Source organism: Hyalangium gracile (assembly GCF_020103725.1).
Lineage (GTDB): Bacteria > Myxococcota > Myxococcia > Myxococcales > Myxococcaceae > Hyalangium > Hyalangium gracile.
Genome location: NZ_JAHXBG010000004.1, coordinates 522,970 through 539,708 on the forward strand (window position 1 = coordinate 522,970; position 16,739 = coordinate 539,708).

The 16,739-nt window shown below is 70.4% G+C and carries 12 protein-coding genes; 4 read left to right on the forward strand and 8 right to left on the reverse strand.

Going from position 1 to position 16,739, the window contains the following annotated elements:
• Window positions 1-18: 18 nt before the first annotated feature.
• The 4 genes from KY572_RS10995 to KY572_RS11010 all read right to left on the reverse strand — a co-directional run bounded on the left by KY572_RS10995 (window position 19) and on the right by KY572_RS11010 (window position 4,370).
• Window positions 19-1,197 carry a hypothetical protein gene (locus tag KY572_RS10995; protein WP_224242506.1) on the reverse strand — a complete coding sequence of 393 codons (1,179 nt, stop codon included), beginning with the start codon at window positions 1,195-1,197 and terminating at the stop codon, window positions 19-21.
• 131 nt (window positions 1,198-1,328) lie between these two features.
• Window positions 1,329-2,258: a TolB family protein gene (locus KY572_RS11000; protein ID WP_224242507.1), complete on the reverse strand. Its 930-nt coding sequence runs from the start codon at window positions 2,256-2,258 to the stop codon at window positions 1,329-1,331.
• Window positions 2,259-2,409: 151 nt separating this feature from the next.
• On the reverse strand, window positions 2,410-3,216 hold the full coding sequence (locus tag KY572_RS47750; RefSeq protein ID WP_224242508.1) for a LytR/AlgR family response regulator transcription factor: 807 nt from the start codon (window positions 3,214-3,216) through the stop codon (window positions 2,410-2,412).
• Window positions 3,213-4,370: a sensor histidine kinase gene (locus KY572_RS11010; RefSeq protein ID WP_224242509.1), complete on the reverse strand. Its 1,158-nt coding sequence runs from the start codon at window positions 4,368-4,370 to the stop codon at window positions 3,213-3,215. The genes KY572_RS47750 and KY572_RS11010 overlap by 4 nt, the downstream gene beginning before the upstream one ends.
• Before the next feature lie 251 nt (window positions 4,371-4,621).
• On the opposite strand from KY572_RS11010, the gene KY572_RS11015 reads away from it, so the two are divergent.
• The 3 genes from KY572_RS11015 to KY572_RS11025 are packed head-to-tail and all read left to right on the forward strand — an operon-like array spanning window position 4,622 to window position 11,170.
• The gene (locus KY572_RS11015; RefSeq protein WP_224242510.1) at window positions 4,622-8,509 is read left to right on the forward strand and encodes a hypothetical protein; all 3,888 of its coding nucleotides are present in this window, start codon (window positions 4,622-4,624) and stop codon (window positions 8,507-8,509) included.
• A 44-nt stretch (window positions 8,510-8,553) separates the two neighbouring features.
• On the forward strand, window positions 8,554-9,429 hold the full coding sequence (locus KY572_RS11020; RefSeq protein WP_224242511.1) for a bile acid:sodium symporter family protein: 876 nt from the start codon (window positions 8,554-8,556) through the stop codon (window positions 9,427-9,429).
• A complete protein-coding gene (locus KY572_RS11025; protein ID WP_224242512.1) occupies window positions 9,410-11,170 on the forward strand; it encodes an N-acyl-D-amino-acid deacylase family protein in 1,761 nt (586 codons plus the stop codon). Before KY572_RS11020 ends, KY572_RS11025 begins: the two co-directional genes overlap by 20 nt.
• Window positions 11,171-11,175: 5 nt before the next feature.
• On the opposite strand, the gene KY572_RS11030 is transcribed toward KY572_RS11025, so the two are convergent.
• From KY572_RS11030 to KY572_RS11040, 3 genes are all read right to left on the reverse strand, one after another.
• A complete protein-coding gene (locus KY572_RS11030; protein WP_224242513.1) occupies window positions 11,176-11,667 on the reverse strand; it encodes a hypothetical protein in 492 nt (163 codons plus the stop codon).
• Between the two features lie 88 nt (window positions 11,668-11,755).
• On the reverse strand, window positions 11,756-12,838 hold the full coding sequence (locus KY572_RS11035) for a BamA/TamA family outer membrane protein (RefSeq protein WP_224242514.1): 1,083 nt from the start codon (window positions 12,836-12,838) through the stop codon (window positions 11,756-11,758).
• A gap of 19 nt (window positions 12,839-12,857) precedes the next feature.
• A complete protein-coding gene (locus KY572_RS11040; protein ID WP_224242515.1) occupies window positions 12,858-14,234 on the reverse strand; it encodes an alpha/beta hydrolase family protein in 1,377 nt (458 codons plus the stop codon).
• Window positions 14,235-14,339: 105 nt separating this feature from the next.
• On the opposite strand from KY572_RS11040, the gene KY572_RS11045 reads away from it, so the two are divergent.
• On the forward strand, window positions 14,340-14,936 hold the full coding sequence (locus KY572_RS11045; protein ID WP_224242516.1) for a TetR/AcrR family transcriptional regulator: 597 nt from the start codon (window positions 14,340-14,342) through the stop codon (window positions 14,934-14,936).
• A gap of 155 nt (window positions 14,937-15,091) precedes the next feature.
• On the opposite strand, the gene KY572_RS11050 is transcribed toward KY572_RS11045, so the two are convergent.
• The gene (locus KY572_RS11050) at window positions 15,092-16,381 is read right to left on the reverse strand and encodes a MopE-related protein (RefSeq protein ID WP_224242517.1); all 1,290 of its coding nucleotides are present in this window, start codon (window positions 16,379-16,381) and stop codon (window positions 15,092-15,094) included.
• Window positions 16,382-16,739 lie beyond the last annotated feature (358 nt).

Sequence of the window (16,739 nt, forward strand, 5' to 3'; positions counted from 1 at the left end):
TCGCCTGGCGCCGAGGGCTCAGGGCTTCGTCGCCTGGGGCTGCGCTGGCGCGAGCCGTGCGCTCAGCTCCTTGAGCTTCTTGATGCTCGGCGTGCCGACCGCGATCAAGACCCCCGAGATGCGTGAGCTGAGATAGCTTCCTGGGAGCGTGTCGAGCTGCCTGGTGAACTCATTCTCCGTGCCGGCCTTCTGCATCTCCGCGACCGTCATTCCCCTGGCCCAGGCCTCCCGAGGGAGCTGGGTGGCGCAGCCCGGCCCCTCCACGTCCCGGGCGAACGCGTCGTAGACGTCACGGTAGGCGTCCTCCGCCAGGGGCTGTAGGAGCTTCAGCATGAAGCCCGCCTCGGTGAGCGCGATGCAGCGGCTCACCACCGGCTCGCCGCAGCTCCGGGCCTGCCTGGCCACCTCGAGCGGAGCGGCGACGTTCGAGAAAGCGGCGCCCTCCATGATGATCGCGCGCATCCGGTCGAGCTGCTCGTGGCTCATGGGCTGCCACTGCGGCGGAGGGGAGGGGAGCGAGTCATGGGCTTCGCGCTCGGCTCGCAGCATGACGGTCGCGATGGCGCCGCCGAGGAGGATGTCCGTGCGGTAGGACAGCCAGGCCAGGTGGCGCACGTCCCTGGCCGCCTCGAGCGGCTGCCCCGTGCGCAGCCCATGCAGCAGCCGGAACCTGGCCCACAGCTGCAGCGGACCGAAGCCGGGGACCGACGCCTCCGCCCAGTTGATCCGCTCCGGCATCGGCGTGGGGGTGTTCCGAGAGAGATCCCACCGGTCCATGGCGTGGAGCCTCTTCATCCACGCGAAGTCCAGGGTGGACACGTCGACGTTCGACGTGAGCCAGTCCTTGAAGTCCTGGGGGCTCTGGGGCAGGTGGGCGGGGATGCGCAGAGGGGAGTCCTTCGGCATGTCGCGCTGGGGCTCCCACGGGAGCCACGCGTTCAGCAGGGGCCCCGCGTCGCCCTCCGTCCGCGGCTCGTGGAACCACGGATCGCGCGCCAGCAGCGTCTGTTGCTCACAGAAGAAGCCGATGTTCGCCTTCAGCTCGCTCCGGAAGGCACCGATGGCGGGCTCGTACTTGCTGCGCAGGTGCCAGTCGGCCACGAAGGCCACCGCGACGACGAGGAGCAGCACGATGCTCACGATCCACAGCACGACGCGCAGCACGCTTCCACGGGGCAACGGGCGTCTCAGGGACATCGCGTCTGTCTCTCCTCGGGTGTTCGCAAGGGGGAACCCTGGCTGTGGGCCAGGGCTCCCCGCGCTTCGCGCCTGGCATCTTCCCAGGGATCTCCGGGAACCGCGAGCGCGTGCGAGCGGCGCGGGAGGCCTCAGTCCTCCTCGCCAGCGTCCGCCGAGAGCCTCAGTCCCACCTGGCGGGCCCGGACGTGGAAGAGCTCCGACGGCAGGAAGGGCTCATACTGGTGCCGCACGAAGAAGAGGACGCGCCCGTCGGGAGAGAGGGATGGGTGGTACTCGTCCAGGGCGGTGTTCACCTCGGGCCCCAGGTTGCGAGCGGGGCTCCACTGCCCCCTGACGCGCTCGGCCACATAGAGGTCGCCGTAGCCGTAGCCATCCTCGCGGCCGATGGAGGTGAAGAGCAGCGTGCGGCCATCCGGGGTGATGTGCGGGTTGAACTCCCAGACCGCCGTGTTGAGGGTGGGGCCCAGGTTCTCCGCGGGGCCGTAGCTTCCATCCGCCTGCAGGCGGGAGCGCCACAGATCCCACCCACCGTAGCCACCCTCCCGGTCCGAGCCGAAGTAGAGCGTGCCGTAGGCGTCCACGCTGGGGTACAGCTCGTCCGCCGGGCTGTGGACCGCGGCGCCCAGGTGGCGGGGCTCGCTCCAGCCGTCTCGGCGGCGCTCGACCACCCAGAGCTCCGCGTCCGTGCGCGGCACTCCGTTCACCGGACGGATGGAGGAGAAGAAGAGGAAGCGGCCATCCGGCGAGACGAACGGGTCCAGGTCGCTGTAGACGCCGGAGAAGGGCGCCACCTGCGGCTGGGTCCAGCGGCCATGGCGCCACTCGGTGTAGACGATGGTGGCCTGGCGCGAGAAGGGGAAGAACTCCGTGCCCACGGACCAGAAGGCCGTGCGGCCGTCCGGCGTGAAGACGATGCGGTACTCCTCCTGCTCCGGCAGGGAGATGAAGCCGGGAGCGAGCACCTCGGGAGTCCGGGGCGCGCCTCCGAGCGCGGTCTGGGCCGCGACCAGGACGAGCGCGGCGAGCAGGACGGGAAGGCGGGGCTTCGGCAGGGACATCGTGTTTTCCTCCAGGGAAGGGTTGCGCGGCGGAGGGAGGAGCTCTCGCCTCCGCCATGGCCCTGGAGTTACGCGTGAAACGCTTCGCCGTCTGGACACCGGGGACGGACCGAGCGGGGCCCGGGATGAACGGGAGGAACCTGGGGATGAGTCAGCGGGAGCCGGAGGCGTCCGGAGACAGCCCGAGCGCCTGCTCCACCCGCGCGCGGTGGCTGCGGCCCGTGCGCACCGCCGTCCCTCCGCTCAGCACCAGCAGGTACTCGCCTTGAGAGAGCGGCTCCAGCTCCCGTACCTGGTCCAGGTTCACCAGCACCGAGCGGTGCACGCGCAGGAAGCGCCGGGTGTCCAGCCGGGCCTCCAGGTGGGTCAGCGTCTCTCGCAGCACGTGCTGCTCGCCGGAGGCATGCACCCGGACGTAGTTGGCCTCGGACTCCACGTGGGTGATGGCGGCGCAGTCGATGAAGCGGATGCGGCCGTCCACCTTGACGGGCAGCCGTCGCAGGGGCGTCTCCGCCATGGCCAGCCCCGACAGCAGGGCCTCCTGTCGCGGTGCCGCCTCGGCCCTTCGCACGAGCTCGACCTGCTGGCGGGCTCGGGACAGGGCGCCCCGGAAGCGCTCCCGGTCATACGGCTTGAGCAGGTAGTCCAGCGCCTGCGCCTCGAAGGCCTGCACGGCGTAGCGCTGCCAGGCCGTGACGAAGACCACCACCGGCACCTGCTCGGCCGGGAGGGCGCGGAGGACCTCGAAGCCATCTCCCGCCGGCATCTCGATGTCCAGCAGCAGCACATCCGGTGCGTGGGCGAGCACGGCCCGCACCGCCTCCGCACCGCTGGCGGCCTCGGCGACCAGCTCGACGCCCGACTCGGTGCTCAGGAGTGTGCGCAGCCGCTCGCGAGCCAGGGGCTCGTCATCCGCCACCACCACCCGGAGGGGAGCCGCGCCCTCGGTGCTGCTCACGCTCCAGCCTCCGCCTCGGCGGCGCGCAGCGGCAGGCACAGCTCGGCGATCGCTCCTCGCGGAGTGCCCGGCCGCAGCTCCAGCGCGGCACGCGCGCCATAGAGGGTCGCCAGGCGTGCGCGCAGGTTGGACAGGCCGACGCCTCCGCCCCGGGACGGAGAGGCTTCGGCGGGCAGGCCCACCCCGTCATCCTGTACCTGCACGCGGAGCGCATCTCCGTCCCGCTCGGCGGTGATGCGCACCCTTCCGGGCTCCGCCTTCGGGGCCAGCCCATGGCGGATGGCATTCTCCACCAGCGGCTGGAGCGCCAGGTGGGGCACGCGCGCCTCGAGCACCTCCGGCGCCAGCTGCCACTCCACCTGGAGCCGGGGGCCGAAGCGCGTGCGCTCGATGTCCAGGTAGGGAGCCAGGGCCTGCTGCTCCTCGCGCAGCGTCACCTCCTGGCGCCCGTCGGACTCGAGGCTCTGGCGCAGCAGGTCTCCCAGCCGGGCGAGCATCCGCTCGGCGGCGTCTGGATCGCGGTGCAGCAGGGAGGCCACGGCGTTGAGGGCGTTGAAGAGGAAGTGGGGTCGCAGCTGAGCGGCGAGCACCTGCAGCCGGGCCTCGGCCAGCTGCGCCTGGAGCTGGTCCGCGCGGTGCTGCCGCACATGCGCCCTGCGGGCCAGCCCGAGCGCATGAGCGCCGGCCGTCATCAAGAGGTACGGCAGCACGTTGTTGGCCACGCTCTGCGCCAGCACGGTGCTGAAGGCCGGTGGGCGGGCGTACCACCCGATGAGCTCCTGGGTGAGCAGGACGAAGACGGCGCGTCCCACTACCACACCGGCCAGAGCGGCCAGGTGCACCGCCGCCGTGCGGACCGGGCGAGCGCGGCTCAAGGGAACGCGCTCGGAGAGCCGCAGGCACATGACGGTGAAGGGCACCCACAGCAGCGCGCTGACCAGCGTCATGCGCCACATCGGCCCCTCGGGGACATCCACCTCCCGGAGGCCCTGGAGGATCCGCACCTGGCTGACGGTGACCAGAGCGTCCGCCAGCCACCACCCCACCGCGCCGGTCCACACGGCCCACGAGGCAAGGGGCGATACCTCGATGGGCTCTGGTGCCGCTGCCTCGTGCTCATGCTCGCGCATGGGCCGGGAGCGTATCGGCACCATGGGATGGCGGCCATCCGGCATGGGATGAACGGAGCCCCGGCAGGGACGAACCGCGCCATGGTGTAGCCAGGGCCAACGTGGGCACGAGCGTCGTGAGCAGGGGCTGGAGGCGAATGTGGGACACGGCCTCTCCTCGAGGGTTGGGGCGTGGAAATCAGGGCCTCGAGAAGAGGAAGCAGGGACTCGGCGGTTGTTGCGTTCCGGTCGTCAGATAAGTGCGCGTCTCCCGTTGATGCCTCCGAGGGTGACCGGTGCCCAAAGCCAGCCACGACATCCAGGAGCTGAAGCGGAGCCTCACGCACCTGATGCAGCTCGAGGGACGTGCGCTCGCCTGCTCGGAGGGCGCGGTGCTCCTCGAGCCGCTTCGTGTGAAGGATCCCCGGCCGCTCGTGAAGGCCTGCCAGGAGGGGCGTCCCACGCTGGAGTCGGTCCGGGCCTCGCTGGAGCTGGCCGCGCCACCGGTCGCGCTCACCCCCCACCTGCTCGCCGCGGCGCAGCGGGACCTCCGGGTGCTGGAGTCCTCGCCCGCCCTCGTCGCCCTCACCCACGAGGCGCCGCGCATCTTCCGGCGCTATGGCGACATCGACGCGGCCTGGATCGCGCGAAAGCGTGACCGCATCGCCCGCCTCGCCGAGGTGATGCATGCCGCGGAGCGCCCCGCTGAAGCGCGCGACGGCGCCCACCCTCCCTGGTTCCTGCGCGTGCTGGAGGTGATGGGCTTCCTCCACGGAGACACCGCGCGCGAGGCCGTCGAGCAGTCCCTGGCGCACCTGCTCGAGGAGATGCTCGCGCGCCTCCCTTCGCCTCGTGGCGCCATCTTCAGCGAGGAGGCGCTGCGCTTCTTCGCCCACTACGCCCTGGCCTTCGATCCTCGGCCGCGAGACGGTGGACTCCTCCAGGTCTCTCGCGCGGTCATCGAGCAGGGCCTGCAACGGCTGGGCCCGGTGCTCAATCAGCTGGGTGGAAGGAAGCTCACCATCGCCGAGGTGCTCGTGCTCGAGCGAATCGAGCCTGGCTACGCGGTGGAGCCCATCGCCTCGCTGGTCGAGGCTGGCCTGTCCATCGACAAGGTCCGCAAGGTGGCGGCGCTGGGCCGCATCAAGGAGCTCGCGAGGCTGAAGCCCGGCTCCTCGATGGCGGAGGCCTATGTGGACTGGGTGTGCACGCTCGTTCCCCACTACGCCACGCTCGGGATCGATCTCCCGTTCACCCCGGAGGCCTTCGCCAGGCTCCGTGTGCCCCGCAAGGAGGAGCTCGCGGTCCTCGCCGTCTGCCTGATGAATCACCACACGCGGGCCGCTCCCGACTCCACGGAGCAGGCGCTCGCGCGGCTGGACGCGACGCTGGGGCTCTTCCAGCGCCGCCCGGCCGAGGCCGCCTCCATCGTCGCCGAGCTGTCCGGCACATCCCCCGGAGCCGGGCGCGAGGCCTTCCCCGAGTTCGCCACGTGGCTCGGCGACGACGCGCTGCTCGACCGCTTCGTCCACGTGGCGCGCCTCGCGGGCATCTCCGACCCGCTATCTCAGCGCCTGCGTGCGGACTTCGAGCGCGCGGAGCGCCTGGCTCGGGAGAGGGCTCACCTCACCGGCCTCTCCACGCGCTCGGACGCCCAGGAGGAGCGCCTGGCCCGACTCGAGGCCGGCCTGGTGGCCACGGGCACCCCCGAGAGGACCCGCCGCAGGCTCGCGGAGCGGGTGCGTGAGCTCTCCGCGCTGGCCTATGAGCGCAAGCTCGACGCCGTCTTCCTGCGCATCTTGAAGGAGGTCTGGGGCATCTCGCTCGCGAGCCTCACGCCCGCCTGGCGCGACGCGATCCGGTTCTATCTGGTGGTGGAGGACAACCGCGAGCTGCTCGGCTCGCTCCTGCGCGCCGCGGCCGCGGGGGTGGAGGTCGCGCGGACGTTCCCCAGGAACCGGGCCTATCTCTCCGAGGCGCGGCTGCACTTCAACGTGGAGGAGTGGCTCGCGCCGCGCTCGCGCGAGGTGAGCGTGGACGGCAAGCCGTACCGCATCTGCCGGGAGCAGGACCCCATCGAGGTCCTCCGCATGGGCATCCCGTTCGACACGTGCCTGTCGCTCCTGGAGGGGTGCAACGCCGCCTCCACGGTCCTGAACGCCGTGGACGTCAACAAGGCCGTCATCTACCTGCGGGACGCGCGAGGGCAGATCGTCGCCCGGAAGCTGCTGGCGGTCTCGAGGGACTACGCGCTCCTGGGCTATCAGCTCTATGTCGCCGACAGCGCTCACCGGGAGGCCATCGCCCGCATCTTCCGGGACTTCTGTCGCGAGCTCTCCACGGCCACGCGCCTGCCCTTCGTCTCGTCGGGGATGCCTCGGGAGATCCACCCTGGCTTCTGGTACGACGACGGCGTCGTGGGCGACGAGGAGATGGGGGAGGATGTCTCCACCGCGGACTATTGCGCGTCGCTGGGGCAGCCCGTGCCACGCCTCATGACCGCCGAGCTCCGCCAGGAGGCGCGCATCTTCAACGCCCTCCGGAGCGGTGACGAAGGCGCGGTGCTCGCGGCGCTGAGTCGCGGGTGGTGGACCTCCGGGATCCGTGGCCGCGCGGCGGAGTGGCTCCTCTCTCGGATGCCCGCGGCGCGCCTCGTCACGGAGGCACGCTCCTGCCAGCTCCTGGCGACCGTGGCGATGCGCCGCGCCGCCGAGGAGGGACCGCTCCCATTCCTGGAGCTCGCGGGGCGGATTGCAGACTGGCGCTCGGCCAACGAGGTGGCGGACCACCTCCCGCGCTTCCCCAGGACCGAGGAGATCGCCCAGGCGCTCGTCTCCGCCGCGCTCGCCTCGAGGCGGAATGCCCCGCGCTTCGACGATCACGGACTGGAGCACCAGAGCCTCTCCCTGCTCCCCGCCTTCGCCGCGGAGCTGCCGGTCGCGGTGTCCTTGAACCTGTGCGACCGCATCGAGCCGCTCTGGCGGTGGCTCCCGGAGGTGTCGAGCGGGTGTGGGAGCTGTGTCAGGACCGCCGAGGACGCGCTCATCCGGGTCATCACGCGTCGCTATGCCTCGGCGCGCAACCCGGCCATCGTGATCCAGTACCTCGGACGGAACCGGGTCGGCCGCCTGGCGCGACGGGTGGCGCTGCGCATCGCGGCCCGGTATTCGCTCGCCGAGGAGGCCACGGCACCCTCGCTGCCCCGGCCCCGGCTCGAGCCGCTCCGGCCCTCGCCGCCCGCCCTGAGGGCGCTGTTGCGGCTGCGCAAGCGCCACCCCGAGCTCGAGGCCGAGCCCGAGCTGCTCGCCGCGCTCCTGCGCCAGTCGGGGGGAAACCCGCTGCCACGGGGCGTGACGCTCCCCACTCCGCGCAAGGCACCCTTCAAGGCCCTCGGCGATCTGCTCGTGCAGCAGCAGCTCCGGGACCTCGTCGCTCGCTGGCCTCCTCCGTCCTACACACGGGCGGAGCAGGAAGCGGACATCCAGGCCTTCACGCGAATCGATCGCCACCTCTCCGGGGACGCGGTGGCACCCGAGGAGGTCTTCGCCGCGCTGCGGCACGCCCAGAAGGCGAACCTCTCGTGGGGGGCATATCAGCCCATCGTGGAGCGCCTCGTCACGCGGCAGGCCCAGGGCCTCACGCAGCAGGAGCGGTCTTTTGTCGCGTGGTACCTCCAGGAGCGGACGACGGAACGGCACCCCGAAGTCTCTGCCCGGATGATGGTCGCCCTGTGGCGGGTGGAGGAGCTTCGAGGAGACCTCGTGACGATGCTGGCCAAGGCAGGCGAGTCCTTCTTCAAGGTCTCGTATCCCAGCATCGTGGAGGCGGCCAGGCGCGAGGGAGGCGTCACCCTCGTGGAGGGGCTCCTCGAGGCGGTGGTGGAAGCGCTCCTGGAGCTGGGCCGGTATGAGGTGCTCGCGGACATCGAGGATGACGCGCTCTGCCAGAAGGTCTTCCGCGTCTCCTTGAGCAAGGTCTCGGCCGCGGGGGCGATGGCCCTCTACAAGGCCATCCAGGGGTACGAGTCCGCGGCCACCTTCGTGCGGGAGCTCTCCCGGAGCCCCCTGCGCGAGTCGGAGGCGCTTCGCACCCAGCTCGAGCTGGCCCGGGAGAAGGGAAGCCGCTCGGTGGGGAAGATGCCGCTCGAGTGGCTCGAGGCTCCATCGGCGGGGACTTCGCGTTAGGCTACCCGGACTGAGCTGAAGCCTGGCTCCCGAGGAGCCCTTGAATGACCGCGCAGCAACTCCTGCTGAGCCTCGTCCTCGCGGTGATGGTGTTCTCGGTGGCGCTGGAGCTTCGCGTGGAGGACTTCCGGCGCGTCACCCGGATTCCGGGCAGCGTGGTGTGCGGCCTGATTCCGCAGTTCGTCCTGCTGCCGGTGGGCACCTGGCTGGCCACGCTCCTGCTCGAGCTGCCGGCTCCTGTCGAGGCGGCGATGCTCCTCGTGGCGTCCTGCCCGGGGGGCAGCCTCAGCAACGTCCTCACCCACTACGGCGGCGGCAACACGGCGCTGTCCATCAGCATCTCGGCCGTGGCCAGCCTCCTGGCGCTGGTGCTCACGCCCTTCCACTTCGGCTGGATGATGGCCGCCAACCCGGTGACGGCGTCCTGGCTGCGCGACCTGGCGGTGGACCCGTCGGACGTCTGGATCAACCTGGTGCTCATCCTGGCGGTGCCGATGTCGCTGGGCCTGGTGTTCAGCCACAAGCTGCCCGGCGCGACCGCCAGGCTCCAGAAGCCGCTGGCGAACTTCAGCCTGGTCGCGCTGCTCGCCTTCATCGGGCTCGGGGTGTTCCGCCAGAGCCACCTGCTGACGCCGAAGCTCCTGCCCCAGCTGGTGCTGGTGGTGCTGCACAACGCGGGCGGGCTGGCGTTCGGCTGGCTCTCCGCGATGGCCATGGGCGTCTCCGAGCGCGACCGCCGCGCCGTCATGCTGGAGGGCGGCATGCAGAACTCGGGGCTGGCGCTCGGCATCATCGCCGTTCAATTCCATTCGGATGTGGGGATGGTCGTCGTCGCCAGCCTGTGGGGGATCTGGCACATTGTGTCTGGCCTCACACTGGCGGCGCTCTGGAGGAGGAAGGATGCTCGATCTGCTGCTTGAGGGAGGTACCGTCGTCGACGGCTCGGGTGCCGCACCGCGCACCGCGGACGTTGGCATTCGCGATGGGCGCATCGTCGAGGTGGGGCGCATCACCGAGCCCGCCCGCGAGCGCCTGCATGTCCCGGGCGCCTGGGTGACGCCTGGCTTCGTGGACATCCACACCCACTACGACGGGCAGGCCACCTGGGACGAGACCTTCTCGCCCAGCATCCACCATGGCGTGACGACGCTGATGATGGGCAACTGCGGCGTCGGCTTCGCTCCGGTGCGCCCGAACGGGCAGGAGCGGCTCATCCGCCTGATGGAAGGCGTCGAGGACATTCCGGGGACCGCGCTCGCCGAGGGCATCCGCTGGGGCTGGGAGGGCTTCCCGCGGTACATGGACGCGCTGGCGGCGATGCCGCACAGCCTGGACTTCCTCGTGCAGGTGCCGCACGACCCGCTGCGCATCTACGTCATGGGCGAGCGGGCCGAGGCGAACCAGGCCGCGACGCCCGAGGACATCGCCGAGATGCGGCAGCTGCTGCGCGAGGCGCTCCAGGCGGGAGCGGCGGGCTTCACCACCGGCCGCACCGACAACCACCGCACCGCCGAGGGCCGGGAGACACCCGCCTCGGAGGCGAGCGCCGCCGAGCTCGAGGGCCTCGCGCGGGCCTTCCAAGGGCTCCAGCATGGCGTGGTGCAGGTCGTCAGCGACTTCGATCTGCTGCGTGACGCGGGCCGGTTCCATGCCGAGTTCGACCTGGTCGAGCAGCTCGCGCGCGCTGCCGGCCGGCCGCTGTCGATGACGTGGCTGCAGCGGGACCCGGGCGGCGAGCAGTACGAAGCCATCCAGGCGCGAGTGGAGGCGGCGGTCACGCGCGGGCTGCCGCTGTACCTGCAGACGGCCGCGCGCGGCGTCGGCGTGCTGCTGGGGCTGGACGCGAGCTTCCATCCCTTCATCGGCTTCCCGGGCTACAAGGAGCTCGCCGGCCTGCCACGGGCCGAGCGAGCCGCGGCCCTGCGCGATCCCTCCCGGAGGGCGCGCATCCTCTCCGAGAAGCCCGAGCGGCTGGCCGGTGATGGCACGCCCATTCCGCCGCTGGTGGACATCCTGCTGCAGCGCATCGAGCTCATCAGCGCGCGCATGTTCCCGCTCGGCGCTCGGCCGAACTACGAGCCCACCCTGGCTGACTCCTTCCTGGTGCGCGCGAAGCGGAGCGGGCAGCCGGTGCTCGCCACGCTCTACGACTACCTGTGCGAGGGCGACGGCTCGAGCCTGATCTACTTCCCGATCTTCAACTACAACGGGGGTTCGCTCGACGTGGTGCGCCGGATGCTCGAGCATCCGCGAGCGCTGGCGGGGCTCTCGGACGCGGGCGCGCACGTGGGCACGGTGTGCGACGCCAGCTTCTCCACCTTCATGCTGACCTGGTGGTCCCGGGATCGGGAGCGGGAGCGCCTGCCCGTGGAGCGGCTGGTGGAGATGCTGTCCGCGCGAAACGCGCGCTACCTGGGGCTCACCGACCGTGGCGTCATCGCTCCGGGGATGCGCGCCGATCTCAACGTGATGGACCCGTCGCGGCTGGGGCTCCGCTCCCCGGAGCTGCGGTACGATCTGCCCGCGGGCGGCAAGCGCTTCGTGCAGACCGCGGAGGGCTACCTGGCGACGTTCGTCGCGGGACGCGCCGTGCAGCGCGACGGCGTCATTACCGACGAGCGACCGGGGCGGCTGGTCCGGCTGGGCTCCCGCGCCGGCTGAGAGGCTCAGGGCAGCGGCGAGGTGACGTAGTCCTGCCCGGCCTCATGGCAGCCGTGGCAGGTGGAGTGGGCGCGACCATAGTAGTTGTTGGAGTAGTCGGGCCCGAAGCCCTCGTAGAAGAGCCAGGTGTCCTTGCCGGGGCCCTCGGCGATCTTCACGTCCAGGGCATGGCCTCGGAGCGTCTTGCCGTCGTCCTTGTACAGCTCCTTGACGAGGATGCTGCCCACGGGATGGGTGGCGTTCCCGGCGCGCAGCGACTCGGTGACGATGTCGTTGAAGAAGACGCGGACCTTGCTGCCGTGAGGGGCTCGCGTCTCGTGGACGGAGGGCTCGGCGAGCCACTCCTTGTACAGGCCTTCGCGCACGAAGGCGGTGATGCCGGCCTCGGAGGTGTCGAGCTCGTGGACCATGCCCAGGCCCTCGTCCACGGAGGAGGAGGGCCCGCAGGCGCTGGCGAGCAGGAGCAGGAGGGGCAGGGCAGGGGTGCGCGGGGACATGGGCGGTTCTCTCGGGGAGGGTGGGGCTCGCGGCTGAGCCTTCCTCCAGTACGGAGCCAGCCCCTGGTCGGTTACGCGGCCCTGCGCCTCAGAAGGCCTCGCCGACGTTCAGGTAGAAGGAGAGCTGGCTGCCGTACGCGACGTCCAGCCGGATGTTCACCGGAACGTCCGCCACGGGAGCCACTCGCAGACCCACGCCGGCCCCGGGCTTGAGGTCCGACAGCAGCTCCTCGTCCAGGCTCCGGCCCACGTTGCCCACCGAGCCGAAGACGACTCCGCCCACGCGCCAGAAGAGGGGCGCGCGGTACTCGGCCTGCAGGGCTAGGTGCTGCCGGTCGCGGAAGCGGCCCTCGTAGTAGCCCCGCATCATCTCGGCGCTGCCGAGCTTGCCGGTGTCATAGAAGAGCGGCTCGCCGCCGCGAAGCTCGATGAGCGCGTGCACGGCGAGGACGTGGGGGGCGTAGGGCATCGTCAGGTAGCCCCGGCCGTCGATGCGCAGCAGGTTGTACGCGGCGGTCGAGCCCAGCGCCGGCAGGGCCATGCGTGCCTGCGCGCGGACCAGGGCGCCGCTTCGGGGGTACAGCGTGCTGTCACGCGTGTCCCAGAGCGCCGAGACGCCCAGCTGGACCGTCGTCCCTCCTCGCGCGCCGGGCACGTCGCCCTGGTCGAGCATTCCTCCAGGAGCCGGATTGTCGATCTCCGCGACGTAGAGGCGGCCACTCGGGCCCACGTAGAGCGACGGAAGGACCCGCCACTTCGGGCTGAGCTCCACCTCATGATAGGTGGGGGTGTAGGGCTCCTCCGCGCTCGCGCTCGTCGCGCCTCCCATGCCGAAGAAGAGGTCCGGGAAGCGCGCCGCGCTGAGGGTGCCGCCCAGGTGCAGCCGGTCCTCCAGGGCGTACACGTCGGACGAGAGAATGAGCGAGAACTGCTTGCGCAGGCTCGCCGCGCCCGCGAGCAGCAGCTGCGACTCCCGGCGTCCGCTGCTCTCTGGCGGCTGGTACACGAGCGCGGCCGCGCCCCCCAGCAGCCAGCTCGTCTCCGGCTGGTAGGCCGGGAGCGCGAAGGGCACCACGCTGAGGCTGCCTTCCGACGCCTCGACTGTCAGAGGCGGCTCCTGGGCCCCCGCGGTGGCACACAGCAGCAGCAGCGTGACGAGTGTTCCTCTCATGTCATCCCCCCTTCGACGCTCAGACGTTCTCGTCGATCCAGTCGAACATCCGCTGCGCCGCGAGCGCGAGCGCGCCCGCCTGACAGTGCAGGGGCGCGGCATCCTGCTCCGTGAACACCATCAGGTGCTTGGGCCCCTTCAGCGCGTCGTACAGCTTCTGGGACTGCCCGGGGCTGGCGTCCTCCGCGGTGCCCTCCATGATGAGCACCGGGCAGGAGATGCGGCTGACGACGGGCGTGTTGTCGAACTCGGAGAGCTTCTGGAAGATCTGCGCCGGTGTCTGGGCGCCGTGCTTCCACTGCACGTCTCGGAGCCAGTACTGCGCCGTGGGCCACCCGTCCGCCAGCCGGTGGATCGCCTTGTCGAACATCTCCGGCTGCGAGCGCAGCAGGGAGAGGACCCCCGGCACGAAGCGCTCGAAGTGGCTCGTCATGGCCTCCCACCAGCTCAGGACGCCCGGGTTCGCGATGCACAGGGCGATCCGCCGGTCGAACGCCGCCGCGCGTGGGGCCAGCGCGCCTCCGAAGGACAGGCCCATCAGGAGGATGCGCTTGGGATCGACCCCGGCGATGCGCTCGGCGGCATCCACCACCGGGCTCACCGCGCGCTCCCAGTCAGGCCGGAAGGACAGGCCCTTCTCCCGCAGCGCCCGGCCCTGGCCCGGCCCGTGGAAGATGAGCGCGTGGTAGCCGCGCTTGTAGGCCCCGTCATAGACCCACCGCGTCTCCTCGGGCCACGCGTGCAGCCCCTGGTGCAGCAGGAGCACCGGCGCGGAGGCCTTCGCGTACGGCGAGCGGATGAAGTAGCCGGGCAGCGACGTCCCCTCGTAGGGAATGTCGAGCGGCTGCGCCGGGTAGCCCAGCAGCGTGTTGGACGTCTCGAAGGTGGTCGCGGCGCGGCGCGTGGCCTCCAGGAGCCGGGGATCGCTCCGGTCGGTGTAGTGCATCGTCGCCGCCCGGTAGTAGTTGGCCGCGCGCGCGTACGTCTCTCCCGCGCTCACGGCGTGGCCTCGGGCCTGGGCGGTGTCCGCGATGCGGTGGACCCGCTCCGCCGTCTCGAGCCACGCGTCGAACCAGCTCTTCTCCTCGCCAGGGCGGATGCGCCAGGCCGTCTCGAGGCACTCGCCGACGTCGCTCATGCCGCTGGTGGCGTGGCCGAGGTACCACAGCAGCTGGTTGTCCATCAGGCCGTCGCCGGTGAACCGCAGATCGTGCCAGGCCCCGCTGCTCGGCTTGATGCCGGGAATGTCCTTCGACGCGGGACGGGCGGCCCGCTGCGCCCCCATGGCCGCGAGTGCACCGCCGAAGAACAGCCCCGCTCCCCCCAGCGCCAGGCGCCGAGAGAACCGTCCGGCCGCCGGGCGATCCGGGCTAGTCTTACCGCTGCTTGAATCCATGGACTTACTCCCCGGTTTTAATCAGATGATTAAATCAGTAGATTAAAGCCCGGGGTTGATCAACAGGAACTGAAGAGTCTCAATGGTTACAGGGGTTTGCTAGCCATGGCAGAGAAGAACCCGTCCGTCCGCCTCCGAATCCTTGAAGCTGCAATCACCTGCGTCGAGCGAGCCGGGCTGGAGGCCACGGGGATCCGGGAGATCGCGCGTGAGGCGGGAGTGAACAGCGCCGCGATCAACTACTACTTCGGCAGCAAGGACGACCTGATCGCCCAGGTGCTGGAGAGCACGCTGGAGCAGGCGTTCGGAGAGATCCTCAGCGACTTCGACACGCAGCGGGCCAGCGGGCTGGAGGAGAAGGCGGCGCTCGCGAAGGTGCTGGAGGACTACCTGGTGCACGCGACGCGCTTTCCTCGCATCGCGCACGCGCACCTGCGCGACGCGCTGGTGAAGCAGTCCTACGAGGGCCAGGCGGTGAAGCGGCTCAACGCGTTCCTGACGGAGCTGGTGCCGCGCATCGCGCCAGCGGTGCCGCACCTGTCGGGCGAGGAGCTGCGGATCGCGCTCTCGCAGATCTGGGCGGCGATCCTGTTGCTGGGGATGTTGCCGGGCCTCTTCCAGAAGTTCGTCCCGCTCGACTTCAGCGTGGAAGAGCACCGCCGCGCCTGGGTCCGGCAGGCCATGAAGACGCTCGAGCGGTAGTCGCAAGGAGCGGAGCTCCTGCCACTTTGTCATCCGCGCGCCGCGCGGCGGGCAACTTGTCACGCCATGACGGGGCGCCGTTCTCCGCTGGCACCACTCGACGTGCCGGTGTTCGGAGACGGGCGGGAGTCAGCGGCTTGACGGACTCGCTGCTGTCACTGGCACGTGCCTGAATTGCACCTGCCGGTCTGCCCGCTGGAGGTCTGGCATGGGAGGCCTTCGCAGTTGTTGTCCGCGCAGTCGACCCGCCCATCGTTGTCGTTGTCGAGGGAGTCGTTGCAGCGAGTCTCCGAGCAGACTGTCGAGATGCACACGGCTCCCGGGCTCGAGGAGCACTGCTCCCCGTTGCAGTCCGGATCCTGGCAGTCGATCCGCGTGTCGCCGTCATTGTCCAGGGAGTCCCCGCATGCCACCTCCCTTCTCGAGAGATTCACGCAGAGGCAGCCCAGAGCACAGGACATGCCGTTGCAATCCGGGTCCGCGCAGTCCACGAGCCCGTCGCCGTCGTTCTCCAGGCCGTCCGAGCACGCCACCTCCTCGTTGTTGGGCGGGCCGCACAGGCAGCCCAGCCCGCAGAACTTGTCGGTGCAGTCCGGGTCCACGCAGTCCACCTTGGAGTCACCGTCATTGTCGACGTGGTCATCGCACAGGAGCTCCACCCTCACGCCGCCCTGGCAGACGCACCCATCACCGCATGACCTGTCGCTGCAGTCCGAGTCCGCGCAGTCCACCCGCGTGTCATCGTCGTCGTCCACGGTGTTGACGCAGTCCCCCTCGCCCTTCTGGAGCTCCAGGCACAGGCAGCCGGCCCCACACGAGCGCGTGTCGCAGTCGGGATCCAGGCAGTCCGCGAGGGTGTCCCCCTCATCGTCCTCGCCATTGGCGCAGCTCGTCTCCGCCCTCTTGCCGCCGATGCAGCTACAGCCGGGGCCACACGGCAGGGTGCTGCAGTCCGTGTCGGCGCAGTCCACCGCGGCGTCGTTGTCATCATCCAGGGCGTTGTCGCACACCACCTCCTTGCGACGCGTGCACTGCCCCGCCACGCAGAGCTCCATCGGAGTGCAGGCCCGGTCGCACCGGCCGCAGGTGTCCTGCCCCGTCTGGAAGTCGAACTCCTCGTCCACGGAGCCGTCGCAGTCATCATCCCTGCCGTTGCACACCTCGGCGGTGGGGAGCACCTGGCCGGCGCAGACGATGTTGCCGTCTCCACAGGCGGGCTTGCCCGCTCGGCACGTGCCCACGTTTCGCGTTCCCTCCGGGCCCTGGTAGCAGGGCTCGCCGGCGAGATCATCCACGGTGCCGTTGCAGTCATCGTCCAGCTGGTTGCAGGTCTCGGGCTCCGTCTTGCAGGAAGGGGGCTCGTCCGTCTCGACTCCGCAGCCCGAGGCGGAGCCGAAGAGGACGCCACACAGCAGCAGGCTTACACAGAGGTAGATCACCTTCATGTTCGGGGGCTCCCTCCAGCCGGGGTTGGCACGTGGGTGGGATTCAGGCCGCGACAGCTTCGGTGATGCTCATCGCCGTCGGAGTGGGGATGACCTTCGAGCGCCGATTCCCTGCCTGCGCGAAGAGCTTGGAGAGGAGGCGTTGGCGCCGAGCTCCTCCGCGAGCTGCGCGAAATGGGGAGGAGGCGGGTTCATGGAATCATCCTTTGGGCGTGAAAGGGCACGCACGGAGAGTACTCGGTGTTGGTCAGGCTGGCAGCGACGGGAGACTGGAGAGGCTCGAGTACTACGTCCGGCTGTGGCAGCGGCGGAAGGAGGGGTGGGCGCTCCTGCTCGACCGCTCCGTGCCGAAGCCGTC

Bases quoted from the DNA above. Each gene is read 5' to 3' on its own strand.
- KY572_RS10995 (WP_224242506.1), bottom strand. From the start codon at position 1,197: ATGTCCCTGAGACGCCCGTTGCCCCGTGGAAGCGTGCTGCGCGTCGTG.
- KY572_RS11000 (WP_224242507.1), bottom strand. From the start codon at position 2,258: ATGTCCCTGCCGAAGCCCCGCCTTCCCGTCCTGCTCGCCGCGCTCGTC.
- KY572_RS11010 (WP_224242509.1), bottom strand. From the start codon at position 4,370: ATGGTGCCGATACGCTCCCGGCCCATGCGCGAGCATGAGCACGAGGCA.
- KY572_RS11020 (WP_224242511.1), top strand. From the start codon at position 8,554: ATGACCGCGCAGCAACTCCTGCTGAGCCTCGTCCTCGCGGTGATGGTG.
- KY572_RS11025 (WP_224242512.1), top strand. From the start codon at position 9,410: ATGCTCGATCTGCTGCTTGAGGGAGGTACCGTCGTCGACGGCTCGGGT.
- KY572_RS11030 (WP_224242513.1), bottom strand. From the start codon at position 11,667: ATGTCCCCGCGCACCCCTGCCCTGCCCCTCCTGCTCCTGCTCGCCAGC.
- KY572_RS11035 (WP_224242514.1), bottom strand. From the start codon at position 12,838: ATGAGAGGAACACTCGTCACGCTGCTGCTGCTGTGTGCCACCGCGGGG.
- KY572_RS11040 (WP_224242515.1), bottom strand. From the start codon at position 14,234: ATGGATTCAAGCAGCGGTAAGACTAGCCCGGATCGCCCGGCGGCCGGA.
- KY572_RS11045 (WP_224242516.1), top strand. From the start codon at position 14,340: ATGGCAGAGAAGAACCCGTCCGTCCGCCTCCGAATCCTTGAAGCTGCA.
- KY572_RS11050 (WP_224242517.1), bottom strand. From the start codon at position 16,381: ATGAAGGTGATCTACCTCTGTGTAAGCCTGCTGCTGTGTGGCGTCCTC.